The 18954-nt window shown below is 42.0% G+C and carries 15 protein-coding genes; 2 read left to right on the top strand and 13 right to left on the bottom strand.

What is annotated here, in order from left to right:
- Positions 1–45 precede the first annotated feature (45 nt).
- The 5 genes from LEUCM_RS07300 to parE form a co-directional block, all read right to left on the bottom strand.
- The gene (locus LEUCM_RS07300) at positions 46–1011 is read right to left on the bottom strand and encodes a LysR family transcriptional regulator (RefSeq protein ID WP_016265126.1); all 966 of its coding nucleotides are present in this window, start codon (positions 1009–1011) and stop codon (positions 46–48) included.
- 129 nt (positions 1012–1140) lie between these two features.
- Positions 1141–1953 carry a pyruvate formate-lyase-activating protein gene (gene pflA, locus LEUCM_RS07295; protein ID WP_016265127.1) on the bottom strand — a complete coding sequence of 271 codons (813 nt, stop codon included), beginning with the start codon at positions 1951–1953 and terminating at the stop codon, positions 1141–1143.
- 118 nt (positions 1954–2071) lie between these two features.
- Positions 2072–4333 (bottom strand): formate C-acetyltransferase, encoded by a 2262-nt coding sequence (gene pflB / locus LEUCM_RS07290; protein ID WP_016265128.1) that lies wholly within the window; start codon positions 4331–4333, stop codon positions 2072–2074.
- A 282-nt stretch (positions 4334–4615) separates the two neighbouring features.
- Positions 4616–7081 (bottom strand): DNA topoisomerase IV subunit A, encoded by a 2466-nt coding sequence (gene parC / locus LEUCM_RS07285; protein ID WP_016265129.1) that lies wholly within the window; start codon positions 7079–7081, stop codon positions 4616–4618.
- Positions 7082–7110: 29 nt separating this feature from the next.
- The gene (gene parE, locus LEUCM_RS07280; RefSeq protein ID WP_016265130.1) at positions 7111–9102 is read right to left on the bottom strand and encodes a DNA topoisomerase IV subunit B; all 1992 of its coding nucleotides are present in this window, start codon (positions 9100–9102) and stop codon (positions 7111–7113) included.
- A gap of 201 nt (positions 9103–9303) precedes the next feature.
- Between parE and plsY the strand changes: the two genes are divergently transcribed.
- Entirely contained in the window at positions 9304–9960 is a 657-nt protein-coding gene (plsY, locus tag LEUCM_RS07275; RefSeq protein ID WP_096695398.1) for a glycerol-3-phosphate 1-O-acyltransferase PlsY, read from the top strand.
- On the opposite strand, the gene LEUCM_RS07270 is transcribed toward plsY, so the two are convergent.
- Both LEUCM_RS07270 and LEUCM_RS07265 read right to left on the bottom strand, forming a co-directional pair.
- The gene (locus tag LEUCM_RS07270; protein WP_016265132.1) at positions 9946–10707 is read right to left on the bottom strand and encodes an ABC transporter permease; all 762 of its coding nucleotides are present in this window, start codon (positions 10705–10707) and stop codon (positions 9946–9948) included. The genes plsY and LEUCM_RS07270 overlap by 15 nt on opposite strands.
- Positions 10691–11350: an ABC transporter ATP-binding protein gene (locus LEUCM_RS07265; protein WP_016265133.1), complete on the bottom strand. Its 660-nt coding sequence runs from the start codon at positions 11348–11350 to the stop codon at positions 10691–10693. Before LEUCM_RS07265 ends, LEUCM_RS07270 begins: the two co-directional genes overlap by 17 nt.
- Positions 11351–11518: 168 nt before the next feature.
- Here LEUCM_RS07265 and thiD point away from each other — a divergent pair, with 168 nt between their 5' ends.
- Entirely contained in the window at positions 11519–12316 is a 798-nt protein-coding gene (gene thiD / locus LEUCM_RS07260) for a bifunctional hydroxymethylpyrimidine kinase/phosphomethylpyrimidine kinase (protein ID WP_016265134.1), read from the top strand.
- A gap of 182 nt (positions 12317–12498) precedes the next feature.
- Here the strand turns inward: thiD and budA are convergent, their stop codons facing one another.
- The 6 genes from budA to xerC all read right to left on the bottom strand — a co-directional run bounded on the left by budA (position 12499) and on the right by xerC (position 18949).
- The gene (budA, locus tag LEUCM_RS07255; protein ID WP_016265135.1) at positions 12499–13218 is read right to left on the bottom strand and encodes an acetolactate decarboxylase; all 720 of its coding nucleotides are present in this window, start codon (positions 13216–13218) and stop codon (positions 12499–12501) included.
- 33 nt (positions 13219–13251) lie between these two features.
- Positions 13252–14934, bottom strand: a complete 1683-nt coding sequence (gene alsS, locus LEUCM_RS07250; protein WP_016265136.1) for an acetolactate synthase AlsS — start codon at positions 14932–14934, stop codon at positions 13252–13254.
- A gap of 124 nt (positions 14935–15058) precedes the next feature.
- Complete coding sequence (locus LEUCM_RS07245; RefSeq protein ID WP_016265137.1) at positions 15059–15937, bottom strand: aldose 1-epimerase family protein; 879 nt, start codon at positions 15935–15937, stop codon at positions 15059–15061.
- A gap of 22 nt (positions 15938–15959) precedes the next feature.
- Positions 15960–17378, bottom strand: a complete 1419-nt coding sequence (gene hslU, locus LEUCM_RS07240; RefSeq protein WP_016265138.1) for an ATP-dependent protease ATPase subunit HslU — start codon at positions 17376–17378, stop codon at positions 15960–15962.
- Positions 17379–17390: 12 nt separating this feature from the next.
- On the bottom strand, positions 17391–17936 hold the full coding sequence (gene hslV, locus LEUCM_RS07235; protein WP_016265139.1) for an ATP-dependent protease subunit HslV: 546 nt from the start codon (positions 17934–17936) through the stop codon (positions 17391–17393).
- Positions 17937–18037: 101 nt separating this feature from the next.
- Positions 18038–18949 (bottom strand): tyrosine recombinase XerC, encoded by a 912-nt coding sequence (gene xerC, locus LEUCM_RS07230; protein ID WP_025015774.1) that lies wholly within the window; start codon positions 18947–18949, stop codon positions 18038–18040.
- Between the last annotated feature and the right edge of the window lie 5 nt (positions 18950–18954).

Here is an 18954-nt window from a genome sequence, read left to right as displayed (position 1 = left end):
CAGACCCTTCTTTTCAAAATTACATTATCGATTATACCAGAGAAATTAGATAATTTTACGATTTTGTTCCTTAATTCGCGTTAAATAGTCTTTTTCTTCTAGATAAAGGTTAAATTCTCGGAAGAAACTGTCAATCCGAGGAATATCTTCCTTTTCTTTACGGAATACAAAGGCCAATTCAAATTGAATTGCTGGATCAAATTGCACCGCGTTCGATTCAATACCAACATTATGGGCATCGTAAAAACTCTTAGGCAATGCAGTGCTTAACCCAGTTGCTTCAGCAAACCGTAAAATTTCAAATGGTGATGTAAATTGGGCTGCACTGACTGGCCGATCTACCATTTGATTCTTATAAGCTTCACTGATGAATTGGTTGAGATAGTATTCATCGGGGTATGTTACCCATTTTTCAGTTAATGTATCCTCAAAATGAATCTTCTTGCGTTTCTTCAATAATGGATTATTACTCAAGAAAACAAGGCTTTCATCCGCAATCTTCTTGGAACGGTAAGGCTTCCAATTTTTGATACTGTCATCTGGCAAATACATGATTGCAAGATCAATTTTATTATTTTCGAGACGGTCCCAAATTTCCTTACGTGTCAATAAATGAACACTGACTTCGATATTGGGGAATTGTTGGTAATACTTGATTAAGAAACTTTGAATAACACTGAGTTCCATCGATGCTAGAATCCCAATATTAATTTTACCACGGCTAGCGCTAGTTGCACTTTGGATTTCATCCGTTGCCGTATTTAATAAATCGTAAATTTGATGAGTGGCATCTAACATTGTCCGACCGGCATCAGAAATGTGTAATTTCTTACCGACAGAATAAAAAAGTGGTGCCCCAACTGTGCGTTCCAATTTCTTAATTTGTTGCGTTAATGCAGGTTGTGTAATCCCTAATAGCTGAGCGGCCTGCGTATAGTTCATCGTTTCCGCTAATTGCAAAAAATAAGTTAACGTTTTAGAAGAAAATATATTCTCTTGTCTCGTCTTCATGCTCAATCCTCATTTCTTTGGGTTATCCCTTATCATTATAATAATAAAAAAATAAAAAAAGAGCAACCTTTTTCGGCGCTCTTTCTTATTATTCACTTAAAAATTTCTAATGCTACCGCTTTATACAATTTATTTTGAATAATCAGCTGTATGCAAAAGCCGTTCTGCATTAACAACCCGATCATGAGTTGGTGGCTCGATGCCTTCAAGTGGGTACTTAATCCCCATTTTCTCATATTTGACAATCCCCATTGTATGATATGGCAACACCTCAACCCGGTCAACATTATTCAATGTCTTAATGTAATCGCCAAGTCGTTCTAAGTAACAATCATAATCAGTCCGTTCAGGAATTAAGACGTGACGAATCCACATATGATGACCATGATTAGACATATATTCGATCATTTCTAAAATATGTTTATTTGAAAAACCAGTTAACTTCTTATGACCTTCTGGATCGATATGTTTAATATCAACCATCGATAGATCCGTATATTTCATCAATTCTTTAAACTTACTGAAAAATGGCTCCTTATACGTGAAAGGTTGCCCACACGTATCAAGACACGTATTAATGCCCTGTGCTTTGCATTTTTTAAATAAATCAATTAAGAAATCAATTTGAATCAGTGATTCACCACCGCTACAAGTGATGCCACCTTCCTTACCCCAGAAAGCTTTGTACGGTAATGCTTTTGCAATTAATTCGTCAGCAGTATACGGTTCACCACTACCAATATTCCAAGTATCGGGATTATGACAGAATTCGCACCGCATGCGACACCCTTGTAAAAAGGCCACAAAACGAATACCAGGGCCATCTACGGATCCAAAAGATTCGATTGAATGGACATAGCCAATTGGTGCTTCTGTGGTTTCTTCTGGTACGACTGTTTCTGCGGTTTCCGTTGATAAACGGGTTGTAAATTTAATTGCCATTTCTTCCACCTCTTATAAAAGACACTCTTCCTAGCAAAACTGCTAAATCAAAATTAGCAGCTTTACAAGAAAGCGGATAGGGTCAGCTATCCGCTGCCTCGTTTATTCTTATGAATGACTACATTTCATCGAAGAATGTTCTTGAAATAACATCATCTTGTTGTTCCTTAGTTAAATCTGCGAAGTAGACACAGTAACCAGAAACACGAACTGTTAATGTTGGGTATTCTTCAGGATGTTGTTGTGCATCCATTAATGTTTGTTTGTTGAAGACGTTGATGTTCAAATGCATACCGTGGTTAACCATGTAACCGTCGACCATGTTAACTAAGGCATCTTTACGTGCATTGTCATCATGACCTAAAGTATTAGGTGTGACACCAAATGTATTTGAAATCCCGTCAGTTGCATAACGATAAGGAATCTTAGCTGTTGAAAGTAATGATGCTAAAGCACCGTTCTTTTCAGCACCGTATGCTGGGTTAGCACCAGGTGAGAATGGTTCGCCGGCTTGACGGCCATTAGGTGTTGTCCCTGTATTCTTACCATAAACAACGTTTGATGTGATTGTTAAAACAGATGTTGATAGTTTTGAGCCACGATATAAGTGATGTGTGTTCATCTTGTTGTAGAAAGTCTTAACTAACCATTTAGCGATATCATCAGCACGATCATCATTATTACCATAACGTGGGTAGTCAGGATTTTGTGCTTCAAAATCGACTGCCATACCGTCTTCGTCACGAATAATTTTAACTTGACCATATTTAATAGCTGAAATTGAATCAACCGCATGTGATAAACCAGAGATACCAGTAGCAAATGTCCGGTCTAAGCGACTATTCTTCAATGCTAATTGTGCTGATTCATAGTAATACTTGTCATGCATGTAGTGGATTGTGTTTAAAGCATTAACGTAAACGTCTGCTAACCAATCTAACATCTTATCGTATTTACCCATGAATTCTTTGTAATCGATGATTTCACTTGTGATTGGTTGGTAAGCTGGCCCAACTTGTGCTTTACCTAATTCATCAATCCCACCGTTAATTGCGTAAAGGATTGTCTTAGCCAAGTTAGCGCGAGCACCAAAGTATTGAACGCCATCTGCGATTGGTTGTGCAGAAACACAACAAGCAATCCCATAATAGTCGCTACCCCATTCGTTGCGCATCAAGTCATCATTTTCATATTGAATTGTTGAACTCTTGATTGACACTTCAGTTGCATAACGCTTGAAACCTTCTGGTAAGCGATCTGACCAAAGTAACGTGATATTAGGTTCTGGTGCAGCACCCATGTTTTCCAATGTCTTCAAGACACGGAAGGCAGTCTTAGTAACATGGTGACGACCATCCATACCAATCCCACACATTGATAATGTTGCCCAGATTGGATCACCTGAGAACAATGAGTTGTAGTCTTCTGTCCGAATGAAACGCACCATCCGTAATTTCATGACAAAATGATCAACCATTTCTTGTGCTTCAGCTTCTGTGATCAAGCCGCGATCTAAATCACGTTGGATAAAGATATCCATTGTTGTATCAATCCGGCCAACTGACATCGCAGCCCCGTTTTGAGTCTTGATAGCTGCTAAGTAACCGAAGTAGATCCATTGAACGGCTTCTTGTGCGTTCTTAGCGGGTCTTGAAATATCAAAACCATAGCTAGCAGCCATTTTCTTCATGTCTTGTAAGGCACGATATTGTTCATTAATTTCTTCGCGAAGTTGAATAACTGAATCTGTCATTTCACCGTCGCCAACACCGTTAAAGTCACGTACTTTTTCTTCTGCTAAGCGGTCAATCCCATAGACAGCAATCCGAGGTAAATCAGGGATAATCCGGCCACGTGCATAAGCATCAGGAAGACCTGTAATAATCTTGTAGTGACGTGCTTTACGCATATCTGGTGTATAAGCATCGAAAACCCCTTGGTTATGAGTTTTACGATATTCGCTAAAGATTTTGTGTTGTTCTGGATCTGTCTTAAAGCCATAAGCTTCTAAGGCATCTTCAGCCATCCGAATCCCACCAAATGGCATGAATGCCCGTTTGAGTGGTGCGTCAGTTTGTAAACCAACGATTTTTTCAAGATCCTTATTTAAATAACCAGGGCCGTGTGATGTGACAGTTGCAGGATTGTCGTTATCAGCATCTAAAACACCGCCTGCTTCACGTTCTTTTTTCTTAAGTGCCATTAATTGGTCGTTTAAAGTGGTTGTCGCTTCAGTAGGACCAGCTAAGAAACTTTCATCACCATCATAGGCTGTGAAGTTTTGTTGGATGAAATCGCGAATATCAATTTCATCTTGCCAATCACCCTTATTAAAACCGTCCCAATAATCGGCTAAATTGATTTTTTCAGTTTTTACCATGTGGATTGCCTCCATTTATTTAAAATTCAGTCATACAGTTTTTACACATTTAGTATAACACGTCACAAGGTTTTTGCAAACCCTTTCTTTTTAAAAACATTTACCAACTGTCACACGCCTTAAAACACTGCTATGTAAGTGTCAGCACTTCATTTTATAACAAGTTGTCCGTTCAATTTAGATTGTGCAAAACCTTTTAAGTGTTATGGTACAGATGCCGAATTTTCGCTTCTTTTATATAACAGAAAAGGACACTAATTAGGTTAATTAGTGTCCTTTTGATTAATCTTTATGGTTTGAAATTGGTTCGCTGGATTGTGCTAAAACAAATACCGGTTGACCAACTTCTTCAACATCCATGACGAAGCTCCCGTTTGAATAACGGTCACCTGTTGCATGCGCTTGTGGTTCAATTGTTAATAATGCCTGTTCGGTTTTCACTAATAATGTGATCTTAGGTGCGACTCTAATCATAGCTGCCACCCGATGCGGATCACGTTTTAGTTCACGTAGGATTAAGACCCCACGCCGAGCACGGCTTGTTAAGCCAATTTCGCTTAAGAACATGCGTTTAAAGGCCCCACGTTGCGTGATAATTGCCACAGCAGCGTGTTTTTCGGTTGGATCAAAGAGCGTAAAGTTAGCGACGTGATCGCCATCTTTAAGGTCCATCAGTTTCACACCCCCGGCTTTGGCACCAGAGACTGATACTTCGTTCAAGGCAAAACTGAGCCCGTAACCGTTATAACTAGCGCTAAAGACGGCCTGTTGTTGGGCATCTGTTTCAGAGACCCAATAAACATTCGTCACGTTCGCACCAGCATGCAGTTTGATAAAGTCTTGGGCTTTTGAACGATAAGTTCGACTTGGCAATAAGTCTTGGAAAGCTGTTTGCTTAATATAACCATCTGTCGTCCCAATGACAAAATAACCATTTTGCTCGTTTGGTGTAAAGCTAAAGGCCGCAATAATCGCTTCATCAGCTGCTAAGCCAATTGATTGCGAAATATGTTCGCCCATTTCTTTCCACTTCAAATCGGCAATTTCATGCACTGGTCGTTGAATCAGATGACCAGAGTTGGTAAATAACATCAATTGATCGAGTGTCTGCATTGGCTTTTGTAAGATGGCAAAATCGCCTTCTTTCAGACCACCGTCAGCTCCTTCTGAGGCTTGATAAGAACGGAGGCTACTCCGTTTAAGGTAGCCATCATGACTAACCGCAACCATGACAGTTTCATCAATCACAGTCACACTCGTATCAATCTCAAGGGTTTCAATTTCGGCTTCAATTTCTGTCTTCCGATCGTTCCGGTAAGCTTTAACCACCGATTTTAATTCAGACTTAATGACCCGTGCAAGTTCTTTAGGATTTCCCAAAATAGCTTGGTAGCCTTCAACAGCTGTTTTTAATTCAGCAGCTTCGGCTTCCAAGGCAGTCACATCGGTATTCGTTAAACGATACAATTGCAAGGAAACAATTGCTTCGGCTTGTGCTTCAGTAAAATCATACTGTGCCACCAAATTCGTCTTAGCGTCTTTTTTATTCTTACTTGCCCGAATCGTACTGATTACTTGGTCAAGAATCGATAAGGCTTTAACAAGACCAGCAACAATATGCAAACGATCTTGTGCTTTTTGTAAGCTGTATTGTGTCCGCCGCGTAACGACTTCTTCTTGATGTTTCAAGTACGCGTGCAAAATTTCAAGTAAGCCAACTTGTTTAGGTTGCATATCAGAGATAGCAACCATATTGAAATTATACGTAATTTGTAAATCAGTATTCTTGAAGAGGTAGTTTAAAATCCCTTGGCTATCAGCTTGTTTTTTCAATTCGATGACCACTGACAAGCCCATCCGATCACTTTCATCACGGACTTCAGAAATACCGTCAACCTTCTTCAAGACCCGTAATTCATCAATCTTTTTGACCATTTGGGCCTTATTGACTTCATATGGAATCTCGCTGACGACGATTTGTTCCCGATTACCGCGTAATTGTTGAATGCTAGTTTTAGCCCGCACAACAACGCGACCACGGCCCGTTTCGTAAGCCTTCTTAATCCCGTCAAGGCCTTGTAGAATCCCCCCAGTCGGGAAATCCGGGCCTTTAACAAAGGTCATCATTTTTTCTAGCGTTGCGTCTGGATGATCGATTAAATAAACTAACCCATCTGTGACTTCACCTAAGTTATGGGGTGGAATCTCGGTTGCATAACCAGCCGAAATACCAGTTGCCCCGTTGACCAAGAGGTTCGGGAAGCGGGCTGGTAAAACAGTTGGTTCTTCAGCCGTATCATCAAAGTTCAGGACAAAATCAACCGTCTTTTTATCGATGTCTTTTAGCATCTCACTGGCAATTTTGCTGAGTCGGGCTTCCGTATAACGCATAGCAGCTGGTGGATCACCATCCATCGAACCGTTATTCCCATGCATTTCAATTAATGGTTCCCGTAATTTCCAGTCTTGGCTTAGGCGGACCATTGCTTCATAAATCGAGCTATCACCATGCGGATGAAAATTACCCATGACGTTCCCGACAGACTTCGCTGATTTACGGAATCCTTTGTCATAAGTATTGCCATCAATTGCCATTGCGTACAAAATTCGCCGTTGAACGGGTTTTAAACCATCCCGAATGTCCGGTAATGCCCGTTCCTGAATGATGTATTTGGAATACCGGCCAAAGCGGTCGCCCATGACTTCTTCAAGGGTTAACTCTTGAATTTTTTGTGCTTCATCAGCCAAATTAATCACTCACTTTTCTAATCGTCTAATTATTCTACTGCGTTATCGTCGGAGACTGGCGTTGCTGTTTGCCCCGTTGTCTCTAAAATGCTGCCTTCTTCAGCGAGCGTGAATTTCACATTTTCTTCAATCCACTTCCGCCGCGGTTCAACTTTATCACCCATCAAGGTTGTCACCCGGCGTTCTGCCAAAGCAGCATCGTCAATCCGAACACGAATTAAGGTCCGACTTGATGGATCCATCGTTGTATCCCAGAGTTGATCGGCATTCATTTCACCCAACCCTTTAAACCGTTGTTGGCTATAACCCTTACCCATATCCTTAGCGACAACTTTTAATTCATCGTCCGTCCAAGCATAGGCAATCTTCGTTTTAGCACCGGCGCCTTTTTGAAGCTTGTACAAAGGTGGTAAGGCGATATACACTTTACCGGCTTCGATTAATGGTCGCATGTAACGATAGAAGAAGGTTAAGAGTAAGATTTGAATATGAGCGCCATCGGTATCCGCATCGGTCATGATAATAATCTTATCGTAATTGCTATCTTCAATTTTGAATTCAGCGCCGACACCGGCCCCGATTGTATAGATCATCGTATTAATTTCTTCGTTTTTTAGAATTTCTTGTAATTTTGCCTTTTGGGTATTCAATACTTTCCCACGTAATGGCAAGATTGCTTGGAACTTCCGATCACGGCCTTGTTTAGCTGAACCACCAGCGGAATCCCCTTCGACCAAGTACAATTCATTTTTGGCCGCGTTCTTAGATTGTGCAGGTGTCAACTTACCAGAGAGTAAGCCGTCTGATTTTTTCTTTTTCTTACCGTTTCGGCTTTGTTCACGCGCTTTACGGGCTGCCTCACGGGCTTCACGGGCCTTGAGTGACTTTCTAACCAATGCTTGGGCGAATTCCCCATTCTCTAGTAAAAAGAAGCTCATTTGCTCATAAACGAGGTTGTCGACCGCGGTTCTAGCCTGTGGTGAGCCTAACTTACCTTTGGTCTGACCTTCAAATTGTAGTAGTTCTTCTGGGATCCGTACAGATAAGACGGCACTGAGTCCTTCACGAACATCTGAGCCTTCCATGTTCTTATCCCGTTCTTTTAGCAAATTAACCTTGCGCGCATAATCGTTAAACGCCTTAGTTAACCCAGCCTTCATCCCGGCTTCATGCGTACCACCATCACCAGTCCGCACGTTATTAACAAATGACATGATGTTTTCGGAATAGCCGTCATTGTATTGACCAGCGAATTCAACTTCGATGTCTTCTTTGGTGCCTTCAAAATAGAGTTTATTGCCAATCGTGTCTTTATCCTCGTTTAGATAATCAACGAATGATTGAATCCCCTCTGGATAATGAAAGACATCTTCCTTAGCAGGATCAGCACGTAAGTCCGTTAACGTAATCTTAACGTCTTTTAATAAAAAGGCTGATTCCCGTAACCGTTCTGCTAACGTATTGTAATTATACGTTGTGACTTGGAAAATTGATGCATCCGGTTTAAAAGTAATCAGTGTCCCGTTAGGTTCGTTAGCTTTACCAACCTTTTTTAAAGTGCCGACTGGATGGCCGCCGTTTTCAAAGCGTTCTTCATAGGCAACGCCGTCTCGAACAACCCGGACGGTTAACCATTCAGATAACGCATTAACGACACTGGCCCCAACACCATGTAATCCCCCAGATGTTTTGTAACTATTCTGGGTGAACTTACCACCAGCATGGAGGACCGTTAAGATGACTTCAATCGTTGGAATGCCTGATTGATGCATCCCAGTTGGCATTCCCCGTCCATGATCACGAACACTAATACTATTGTCCGCACCGATTGTGACGTTAATTTCTGCACCAAAACCTGCTAGTGCTTCATCGACTGCATTGTCGACAATTTCGTATACTAAATGATGTAACCCACGCCCATCGGTTGAGCCAATATACATGCCAGGCCGTTTTCGAACTGCTTCCAAGCCCTCTAAGACTTGAATCGAATTATCATTATAATCTTGTTTTTGATTTGGCATTCAACAATGACTCCTTTGTCTAAAAATGAACAGATAAGTTATATTATCAACAAATTTGAACGATTTTACAATCCCTAAATTTAATTTAACCACTTATCCAAATGTATGTTCGTATTTATCTATTCTAACATACAATATTCCTTTTCCCTTGTCAAAATGCTAGAATAGATTAATCAAATGTTGTGAATAGGAGTTCTGACAATGAAATTAAGTCTTATTTTTATCTTGGCCTACCTGATTGGCTCGTTTCCCTCAGGCGTCATTATCGGTCGGGTCTTTTGTCATAAAGATCCCCGTGATGCTGGCAGTCATAATATTGGAACAACCAATTCTTACCGGGTATTAGGCCCAATCGCTGGGACGGCCGTTTTGTTCCTCGATATTTTAAAAGGTACTTTAGCAGCCAGTCTACCGATAATTTTTCACATCCCTAATCATTCATTGGTCTTAGTCGTTGGTTTAGCCGCGGTTGTTGGCCATGCCTACTCTATCTTTTTACGCTTTACAGGGGGCAAAGCCGTCGCAACTAGCGCTGGGATCTTACTGGCCTACAATCCGCTTTTCTTCGTGATTGCTAGTACCATTTTCATTAGTGTCATTTTAATCACAAGTATGGTCAGCATGGCCAGCATTATCGGTCCTTTACTGATTGCCATCTTGTCATTTTACACACACGACTGGTTACTCGGTACGATTGCGACGTTAGTCCTAATCTTTTTAACCTACCGCCATCGCGAGAATATCGGTCGCATTAAAAATGGTACGGAAAACCTAGTCCCATTCGGGTTATATTACCGCTATAAACAAAAAAACGCCAATAAAGGCGTTTTTTTGTGCGATCATTTAAAGATCGATTAATTGTTCTCGGTCATTATAAAATGAATGATAGGCTAAGTAGCAGGCAATGACTGAACCAAGACTCGTCGCCGATAATAGCATGAATGTTACTAATATTTGGTACATGATGGCTTTAACCGGATCAACGCCGGCAAAGATTAACCCCGACATCATCCCTGGGAGACTGACCAGACCGACCGTCTTGGCTGAATCGATAGTCGGTGACATCCCCGTCTTGATACTCTCTCTCACAATTGCAATTGAGGCTTGTTTCAAGCTAGCGCCGAGTGCTAAGCGTTCTAACACAGCTTGGCGTTGATCCTTAAATTGCGTCAACATACTCCGATAACTTAGGCCGATGGCGACCATCGAGTTAGAGGCAATCATCCCCGTAATTGGGATAATCTGTGAGGGCACGAATTTAATTGCACCGGACAGGACTAATAACCCGAGCGTGACACCCGTACTCGTTAAAATGGCGATTAATGAAATGCTAAACGCGTGTCGTAACGTACTAGCGCGTTTACGCGCATTAGCCGCCGCGTTAAAGATAATGATCAACATCATCGCTAGCGTTATCCAGACATGGTTAATTTGAAAAATAAATTTCAATAAATAACCCACGATAATCAATTGGACAATCGCCCGCCCGACACTGATTAGCATATCCTTTTCGAGACCAATTTTTTCGTGGAAACTAATGATTAAAGCGACAAAGACTAACGAAACAGCAAAAGTTAGTGATAACCCGTTAACGGCTAGATTCATCTGCATGTACCAAACAACCAGCCACAATTTGAAGCTGACGCCCTTTCCGTTGTTGTTCTTGTGTATCATGGGTAATCGATAAAACCGTAATCCCATCTTCTTGATTCAATTGCGTAATCAACCCATTAACCTGCGCTTTAGTCTGTTCATCTAGTCCAGTCGTAATTTCATCCAGTAGCAGGATCTCCGGTTTAAACATTAGGTTGCGAATTAAAGCAATCCGTTGTTTTTCACCGCCTGAGAGCGTCGTAATCTTCTTAGTCAACGGCATGTCGGCTAATCCCACTCGGGCTAATTGCGTCTTAACTAACGTCTCATCCACCGGTAATTCGCGAATTTCAAACGGGAATACTAGATTATCACCAACTGACTCCCCAAATAACGTTGGTTGTTGGAAACAATAAGACACGCGTTGCCGATATTGCGTCGGTTTAAAATCGGTAATCGACTGACCTGCCAACAAGATCTCCCCACTCGTTGGTGTCAATAAATCGGCTAATAGCCGCAGTAACGTACTCTTACCACTCCCAGATGGCCCCACAATCGTATTGTAAGACCCTTGTTCAATCGCGATGTTAATATCGCTCAGTATTGATTGGCCATCAACGCTATAATTAAGGCCTTTCGTCTCTAACTGAAGCATGATACCCTCCCTTAAATCTGTCATTATTTCTAGTATACGCGACTTTTTAATTTTTAGGGTAAACGATGATTGATAAGTAGCGCGAGTAACGCTTATACTAGCAATAGGGACTCTTAATTGAATATCGCCAATTAAGCTACCACAAACTTAAGAAAAGAGATGGTTACAATGTTAAACAGCTTTCCCCAAGTCATGACAATCGCCGGTTCCGACTCTGATGGTAGTGCTGGCGCCCAAGCTGATTTAAATACCTTCTTCGCACGCGGTGTTTATGGCATGAGTGTCCTAACCGCCTGTGTCGCTGGTAACTCATTTGGGATTCACGCGAGCCAAGCGCTAACCCCCGAGTTTATCAACGCCGAATTTGAAGCAATCGCCGCAGACTTTAAGGTCCGAGCTTGCAAGACAGGGATGCTCACCGATAGTGAGACAATTATGACAGTTGCCAAGCAGCTCAAGCAACACGATTTTGGCCCCTTGGTCTTGGATCCCGTCATTATTACAAAACACGGCGCACTATTGCTTGCTGATGAAGCCTACCAGACGCTAAAAACCGAATTGATTCCAATGGCGACCGTTTTAACGCCGAATTTCTATGAAGCTCAAAAATTAACCGGTATTACCTTAAATGAACCGGCCGATTTCCAAGCTGCTGCTGAAAAGCTACTGGCAATGGGTGCTAAGAATGTGATGATCAAAGGCCACCACGCTGCCGGTCAATCAATCGTTACGGATTACGTTCGACTAGCTGATGGTCAAGAATTCTGGTTATCAGAACCCTATATCGAAACGACCCACATTAACGGTACGGGCGATTCACTTTCTTCATGTATCTGTGCTGAAATCGCTAAGGGACATTCGATTGAAGACGCCATTAAAACGGCTAAAAAATTCGTGCACGCCGCTATTGCTAATCCAATCGACGTCGGCCACAAATATGGTCCCATCAATCATCACGCGCAATAAAGTTTAATATTTTTCCGTATCAACCGCATATAACGGCTGATACGGTTGCCCTAAAACTTAACCAGCAACACGATTATCAATCGTAGCCACTTTTCTTAAATCAGTGCGTACAGGCCACTTAAGGCGATAAGAATAGCAAAAGACCCGTCAAACGTTACTTAAAACGTCTGACGGGTCTTTTTTTAGTGTTCTGCTTCTTCAATATCGGCGTTAATTGCCTTCAAATCGAAATCACTGTTTAAAAAGTCAGTATCTTGACTTGGAAAATGTTGCTCAAACGTCTCAAATGGTTGCACGGTTAATTGGGCGTCTTCAATCACATAATCTAAGACGTGGCCCCCAAAATCGTGCGCCGTGTTTAAGAAGTGCACGTGATAACCCGCAACTGCGGCCCCTTGATAGAGCGTTGGTGCGTAGTAACCAACTAACGTGCCAGTCACACCATCTTGCTCAAACTCGGGCTGCACGCGCGTTGCATCCGTCAAATTGGGATAGGGTTCTTGTTGGGCCTCAACGGCACGCGTATGCATCTTCTTAAAGCGACCGGTTACCTTAACGGCAAAGAAGAGGTTCTTCAATGGCTGTTGTGCTAAAATCTGCGCTTCAAGTTCCGCCTTAGTCACTGTTCCGAGTGTTTGGCTCGGTAGCTCAGGTGCTTGGAAATGAACTGTCGCAAAGGGCACCATGTCAGTAGGCGCAAGTTGATTAACCCGGCCTTCACCAGTCACTTGGTAGGCTTGACCATCCAAGATAATCATTTCACCTGCTAAGCCATGCGCCGTGCCGATGCCAAAATCACCATGGGTTAATAAATCGGCAACCGACAAAGTCCCGGTAAATAAACCGGGTACCAATAGTGCCAATGTACCGTGTTGATAAACGCGTTGATAATCAAATGTCATTTTGTACTTCCTCCTTCACACCAATCAAAAAGACTAAACGAGTTGATCTGGTAATAAGGCTTGACCAAGTAGCTTATTATCACTGTAATCGACTGGAATATCGACAATGACTGGGCCTTCAGTTGCAAAAGCTTGGTCTAGGACTTTACCTAGATCGGCTGCTTTTTCAACACGTAAGCCAGTAGCGCCGAAGCTTTCAGCATATTTGACGAAATCAACTGGGCCAAATTGAACGGCTGCTGATTCGCCATATTTCATTTCTTCTTGGAACTTAACCATGTCATAGTAACCATCATTCCAGATGATATGCACGATATTTAAGTTCAAACGAACGGCTGTTTCTAAATCTTGGCTTGAGAATAAGAAGCCACCATCACCGGAAACTGAGACGATTTGCGTATTAGGACGGACTAAAGCAGCACTAATGGCCCATGGTAAAGCGACGCCTAATGTTTGCATCCCGTTACTAAAGAGTAAATGACGGGGTTCGTAACTTCTAAAGTGGCGTGCCATCCAGATATAATGACTCCCGACATCGACCGTGACTGTCATTTCATCAGTCACGCGTTCTTGCAACTCAGACACAATATTCAATGGATGATTAAGTGTCTTATCGGCTGACATTTCAGGTGCTGTATCCCGTTGGTGTAATTCTGCGTGGAGTTCTTTGAGGTAGTCACGAACATCATCGGCTAATTGATAGCCCTTCATGTATGGTAATAAGAAATCGAGCGTTTGTGCGATATCCCCAACTAATTCCTTTTCAGGTTGGAAATTATGATCGATTTCGGCACGCATATCATCGATGACCATGATGTGCGCATCACTTTCGGCATTCCAGTTACGCGGTTCGTATTCAATTGGATCATAGCCAATCGCAATTACCAGATCACTGCGTTTTAAGATCCGATCGCCTGGTTGATTACGGAATAAGCCTACACGACCGTAAAAATCAGTTTCTAATTCACGTGAGACAACCCCAGCGGCTTGGAAAGTTTCAACGACTGGAATATGTGTTTCGGCAATTAGATTCCGAATAGCAGCTGTTACTTCTGGTGAAGATGCTCGCATCCCAACTAATAACACAGGGAGTTTCGCTTCTTTAATCCGTTGGGCTAGTAAGGTTGTTTCAACCGGACTAGCAGGGCCTAATTTAGGTGCGATTAGGGGTTTAATTACCTTAGATTGGACCTTGGCGTCCGTCACATCTTGAGGAACACTGACAAAACTGGCCCCTTGTTTAGCTGATTCAGCTTCTTGATAAGCATTGGCAATCACTTCTGATAAATTTTCAGGTTCTTGCACTTCTGCACTGAACTTAGTAATTGGTGCAAAGAGCGCTGCATTACGCATACTTTGATGGGTTAAACGGAGCAAATCAGCCCGTTTCACTTGCCCGGCAATTGCTAAGACAGGATCACCTTCAGCAGTGGCAGTCACAACACCTGTCGCTAGGTTACTAGCACCAGGCCCAGATGTCGCCATTACAACGCCTGGCTTACCGGTAATTCGGCCGATACCAGCTGCCATAAACGCCGCATTTTGTTCATGACGCGCTAAAATTAATTGCGGTGTTTTAGGGTTAACGGGATGTTCTAGTCGTTCAAACACCCGGTCAATCTTGGCACCAGGAATACCAAAAACGTATTCTACTTCATGATTTACTAAGCTATCGATAATTGCATCTGCACCGTAGTACTCTTTTTTATCAGTCATGATTTCCCTCACTTATTGTTTAATAATTATTATCTTAGCATGCAATCTATTTAAAAACTAGCAGGTTTGCTTCGTGTAATACCGAGCAAAAAAGCGCTTCTCTACGAGAAACGCCTTATATTAACTATTTAACTGTAATTTCATAGCTCGCATTAAATTCTTCATTAGGTGCTAATTGATTGACACCAAATTTTTCTGAAAGTTCACCAGAAGCATCGACATCATCAGCAATTCCCCACCAAGGTTCAAGGCAAACCAATTCGCCTTCCGTTGGATAAGGTGACCAAACACCGATAAATGGGGCCCCTGAGACTTTCAAGCTGATCGCATGGTCCGTTTTTTCAGAACGAATACTAAATTTATTTTCTTGACCCTTTAATTCGTAAATTAAAGCATCTTCTTTAAAAAGTGGGTGATTGATATCAGTTGCCACATCCGTTGGTGCCAATGTGCGTTCATTCAAATTGATGAATGCGCCTTGCAATGGAATCTTAACCCGTGATTTTTGTGGTCGGTAGTCTAAGAAATAGTCTTCAAATTGGGTATCGTCCGTTAATGGCACTTTAAAACCGGGATGCCCCCCAACAGAGAAGTACATTGGGCCAGATTGCGCTGTATTTTTAACATCATAGCCCACTTTTAGGTGTGTGTCGTTTACTTGGTAAGAAACGCGTAGTTCAAATTCAAATGGATAAATTTTTAAACTTTCTTCATCTGATTTCAATAAGAATGTCACAGCCGTATCAGTTTGGCTTTCTACTTCAAATTGACGGTCACGGGCAAAGCCGTGTTGGCCCATTGGGTAAGTTTTACCTTGATACGTATATTGATCATTCTTAGAACGCCCAACAAACGGGAATAAAACGGGTGCGTGACGACCCCAAACTTTGGGATCCGCTTGCCAGAGGTATTCTAACCCTGAAACGGCCCCTTTAACGCTCTGTAATTCCGCACCTTGTGGACTAAGTGTTACTGTTAAAAATTCATTTGCAATTTGGATCATTTTTAAAACCACCTTTAGAAATTTATAGAATAAAGCGGGTTAAATCTTTATCGGCTACAATCTTACCAATTTTATCATTAACATATTGTTCAGTGATGGTGATATCACCCATCTGCATATCTGGTCCTTCAAAGAGAATGTCTTCCAACAATTTCTCCAAGATGGTTGCCAAGCGCCGCGCACCAATGTTTTCAGTATCGTGGTTCACTTGGAAGGCAATCGCAGCAATTCTGCCAATGGCTTCCATCGTAAAGGTGACGTGAACGCCATCTGCCCCGATTAAAGCCATATATTGCTTAACAAGCGCATTATTCGGTTCCGTTAAGATCCGGACAAAGTCGGCTTCAGTTAAGTCTTCTAATTCAACTCGAATTGGGAAACGGCCTTGTAATTCCGCAATCAAATCACTTGGTTTAGATTCCGCAAAGGCACCAGAACCGATGAAGAGGATATGGTCCGTCTTAAGCATCCCGTATTTCGTATTAACTTGTGAGCCTTCAACGATTGGTAAAATATCGCGTTGAACCCCTTCACGTGAGACTTCACCAGATTGTTTTTTGCCACCAGCAGCAATCTTATCAATTTCATCGATAAAGATAATCCCGGTATTTTCAGCTCTTTGAAGGGCATCATGATAAATATCGGCATGGTTAACTAACTTATCAGATTCTTCTTGAATGAAGATTTCACGTGCTTCCTTAACGGTAACGGTTCTGACCATCTTCTTTTTAGGCATGATCGATCCTAATGTATCGTTCAAGTCAATTCCCATTTGGCCCATCATATCATTCATTGGTGCGGCCTTTTTGGGTTCGTCAACTTGAATTTCGATTTCACGATCGTCCAAGAGTCCCTTATCAAGTTGTTCCTTAACAGATAGGCGTTGATCACGTACTTCATCGGTTACTTCTTCAGTTTCAGCTTGGTTTAAGCCAGCTAGTGTTTCACCATTTTGAAGAGCAGTGAACATTGACATTAAGTCGTTCATGCTATTGTTATTCTTACGTTGTTCCTTCTTGATACCAGGGACTAATAATTTTACTAAGCGTTTGTCCGCTTGACGGGCCGCTTTCCCGCGCACATTCTTGAATTGTTCTGATTCTTCCATGTGAACAGCAACATCCGCTAAGTCTCTGACCATTGATTCAACGTCACGACCAACATAACCAACTTCTGTAAATTTAGTTGCTTCAACCTTGATTAAAGGGGCATCAACGACTTTCGCTAAGCGACGTGCGATCTCTGTCTTACCGACCCCGGTTGGTCCGATCATCAATAAGTTTTTAGGTGTAATTTCTTGTTGCATCTTAGTGCTTAATTGCATCCGACGGTAACGGTTATATAACGCAACCGCTACGGCCTTTTTAGCTTTATCTTGGCCAATTACAAACTTGTCTAATTCAGCGACAATTGATTTGGGTGTCTTATTCATCAAATCCATCTGGGCCACCTCCTAAAATGATTCCACAATCACGTTGTGGTTCGTATAAACATCGATGCCACCAGCGATATTCACGCCAGTTTCAACGATTTGTTCTGCTGTTAATTCGGGCTTACCTTCTAAAATCAAGGCTGTTGCAGCTGCTTGGGCAAAATTACCACCTGAACCAACCGCAATCACTTGATCACCTGATTCAGCAAGTGTATCAGGGGTAATGACTTCACCGTTACCTGAGATCAAAAGAATATCTGTTTCGTTAATGGCAATCAACATTGCTTCTAATTTTTGAAGCGTTGGATCTTTACGCCAGTCCTGTGCCAAGGCAACAGCGGCGTGTTGTAAATCACCTGAGTATTTTTCTAATTTTTGTTCAAACCATTCTTGTAACGTAAACGCATCTGCAACGCCACCGGCAAAACCAATTGCGACTTTATTGCCGTAAATCCGGCGAATTTTTTTCGCTGAATCTTTTGTGACGAATTTTTCGCCCATTGTTACTTGTCCGTCGCCAGCAATTGCTGTCCGACCATTATGTTTTACTGCACAAATTGTTGTCATTTGATTTGCTCCTTTAAATAGCGTTAATCACATTTTAGCAGTCTTTAAGACTGTGTGCTAATTCTATCGCTCTTTTTTATTAAAAAAATCGTTCTTTAGTCCTAGTTTTTAGCCCGTGGGAAGAACTGCCTGTAATCCTTTTGTAAATGGGCCGTCGTCACGTGGGTGTAAATCTGGGTCGTCGATAAACTACTGTGGCCTAATAACTCCTGAACCGTTCGCAAATCCGCCCCGTGGTCTAATAAGTGGGTCGCAAAGGTATGCCGAATCATGTGGGGATGAATGCCACTGGTTAAACTGGTCTTTTTAACCACTTGATCCAATGCGTATTCAATTCCCCGACTGGTAATCGGATTTCCTAAATGGTTGACGAAAACCACATCATGTTCTTGCTGGCGTTTGGCCATCAATTGCACCCGACCATCGTCTAAATAATCCTGCAAAGCCTTAGTCGCGTGATTGCCAAAAGGCACGTAACGATCCTTATTCCCTTTACCATGTACCAAAATAACCCGTAAACCAAAATCAATCTGGCCAATCGTGAGTTGGGCACACTCGCTAACCCGCATCCCTGTTGCATATAATAACTCAAGAATGGCGCGATTACGTTGGGTTAGCGGTTCTTGCCCCACAATCGCGGCAAATAACGTATCCATTTCTTTTTCATAGAAAAAACGGGGTAACTTATGGCGTTGTTTCTTGAGTTGGACCGTTTCAAACGGATCAGTCTGTAAAAATTCGTTGCGTACCAAGTAGCGATAAAACGACCGCAAACTTGAAATCCGGCGCGCAATCGTTTCGCCACTATATTTTTTTTGATCCATTTCATTCAAATAAGTTTGTACTTCAAGGGTGCCGACCTGTTTAAAGGAGGTCAGGCCCCCATTAGCGGCCAAAAAATCGACAAACGCTTTAATATCGGCTTGATAGGCCTTTTGCGTTTCTGGTGAATAGTGTCGATCAACAATTAAGTATTGTAAAAACAAATTAATCCAATCTTGTTCAAGCGCCAAAAAAA

Origin of the sequence: Latilactobacillus sakei subsp. sakei DSM 20017 = JCM 1157, assembly GCF_002370355.1 — a bacterium.
Taxonomy (GTDB): domain Bacteria; phylum Bacillota; class Bacilli; order Lactobacillales; family Lactobacillaceae; genus Latilactobacillus; species Latilactobacillus sakei.
The sequence above is the reverse complement of the archived record's forward strand: the minus strand, read 5'-3'. Positions and strand labels throughout refer to the sequence as shown.

Coding starts and splice junctions, on each gene's coding strand:
- LEUCM_RS07300 (WP_016265126.1), bottom strand. CDS start 1,011: ATGAAGACGAGACAAGAGAATATATTTTCTTCTAAAACGTTAACTTAT.
- pflA (WP_016265127.1), bottom strand. CDS start 1,953: ATGGCAATTAAATTTACAACCCGTTTATCAACGGAAACCGCAGAAACA.
- pflB (WP_016265128.1), bottom strand. CDS start 4,333: ATGGTAAAAACTGAAAAAATCAATTTAGCCGATTATTGGGACGGTTTT.
- parE (WP_016265130.1), bottom strand. CDS start 9,102: ATGCCAAATCAAAAACAAGATTATAATGATAATTCGATTCAAGTCTTA.
- plsY (WP_096695398.1), top strand. CDS start 9,304: ATGAAATTAAGTCTTATTTTTATCTTGGCCTACCTGATTGGCTCGTTT.
- LEUCM_RS07270 (WP_016265132.1), bottom strand. CDS start 10,707: ATGAATCTAGCCGTTAACGGGTTATCACTAACTTTTGCTGTTTCGTTA.
- LEUCM_RS07265 (WP_016265133.1), bottom strand. CDS start 11,350: ATGCTTCAGTTAGAGACGAAAGGCCTTAATTATAGCGTTGATGGCCAA.
- thiD (WP_016265134.1), top strand. CDS start 11,519: ATGTTAAACAGCTTTCCCCAAGTCATGACAATCGCCGGTTCCGACTCT.
- budA (WP_016265135.1), bottom strand. CDS start 13,218: ATGACATTTGATTATCAACGCGTTTATCAACACGGTACATTGGCACTA.
- alsS (WP_016265136.1), bottom strand. CDS start 14,934: ATGACTGATAAAAAAGAGTACTACGGTGCAGATGCAATTATCGATAGC.
- LEUCM_RS07245 (WP_016265137.1), bottom strand. CDS start 15,937: ATGATCCAAATTGCAAATGAATTTTTAACAGTAACACTTAGTCCACAA.
- hslU (WP_016265138.1), bottom strand. CDS start 17,378: ATGGATTTGATGAATAAGACACCCAAATCAATTGTCGCTGAATTAGAC.
- hslV (WP_016265139.1), bottom strand. CDS start 17,936: ATGACAACAATTTGTGCAGTAAAACATAATGGTCGGACAGCAATTGCT.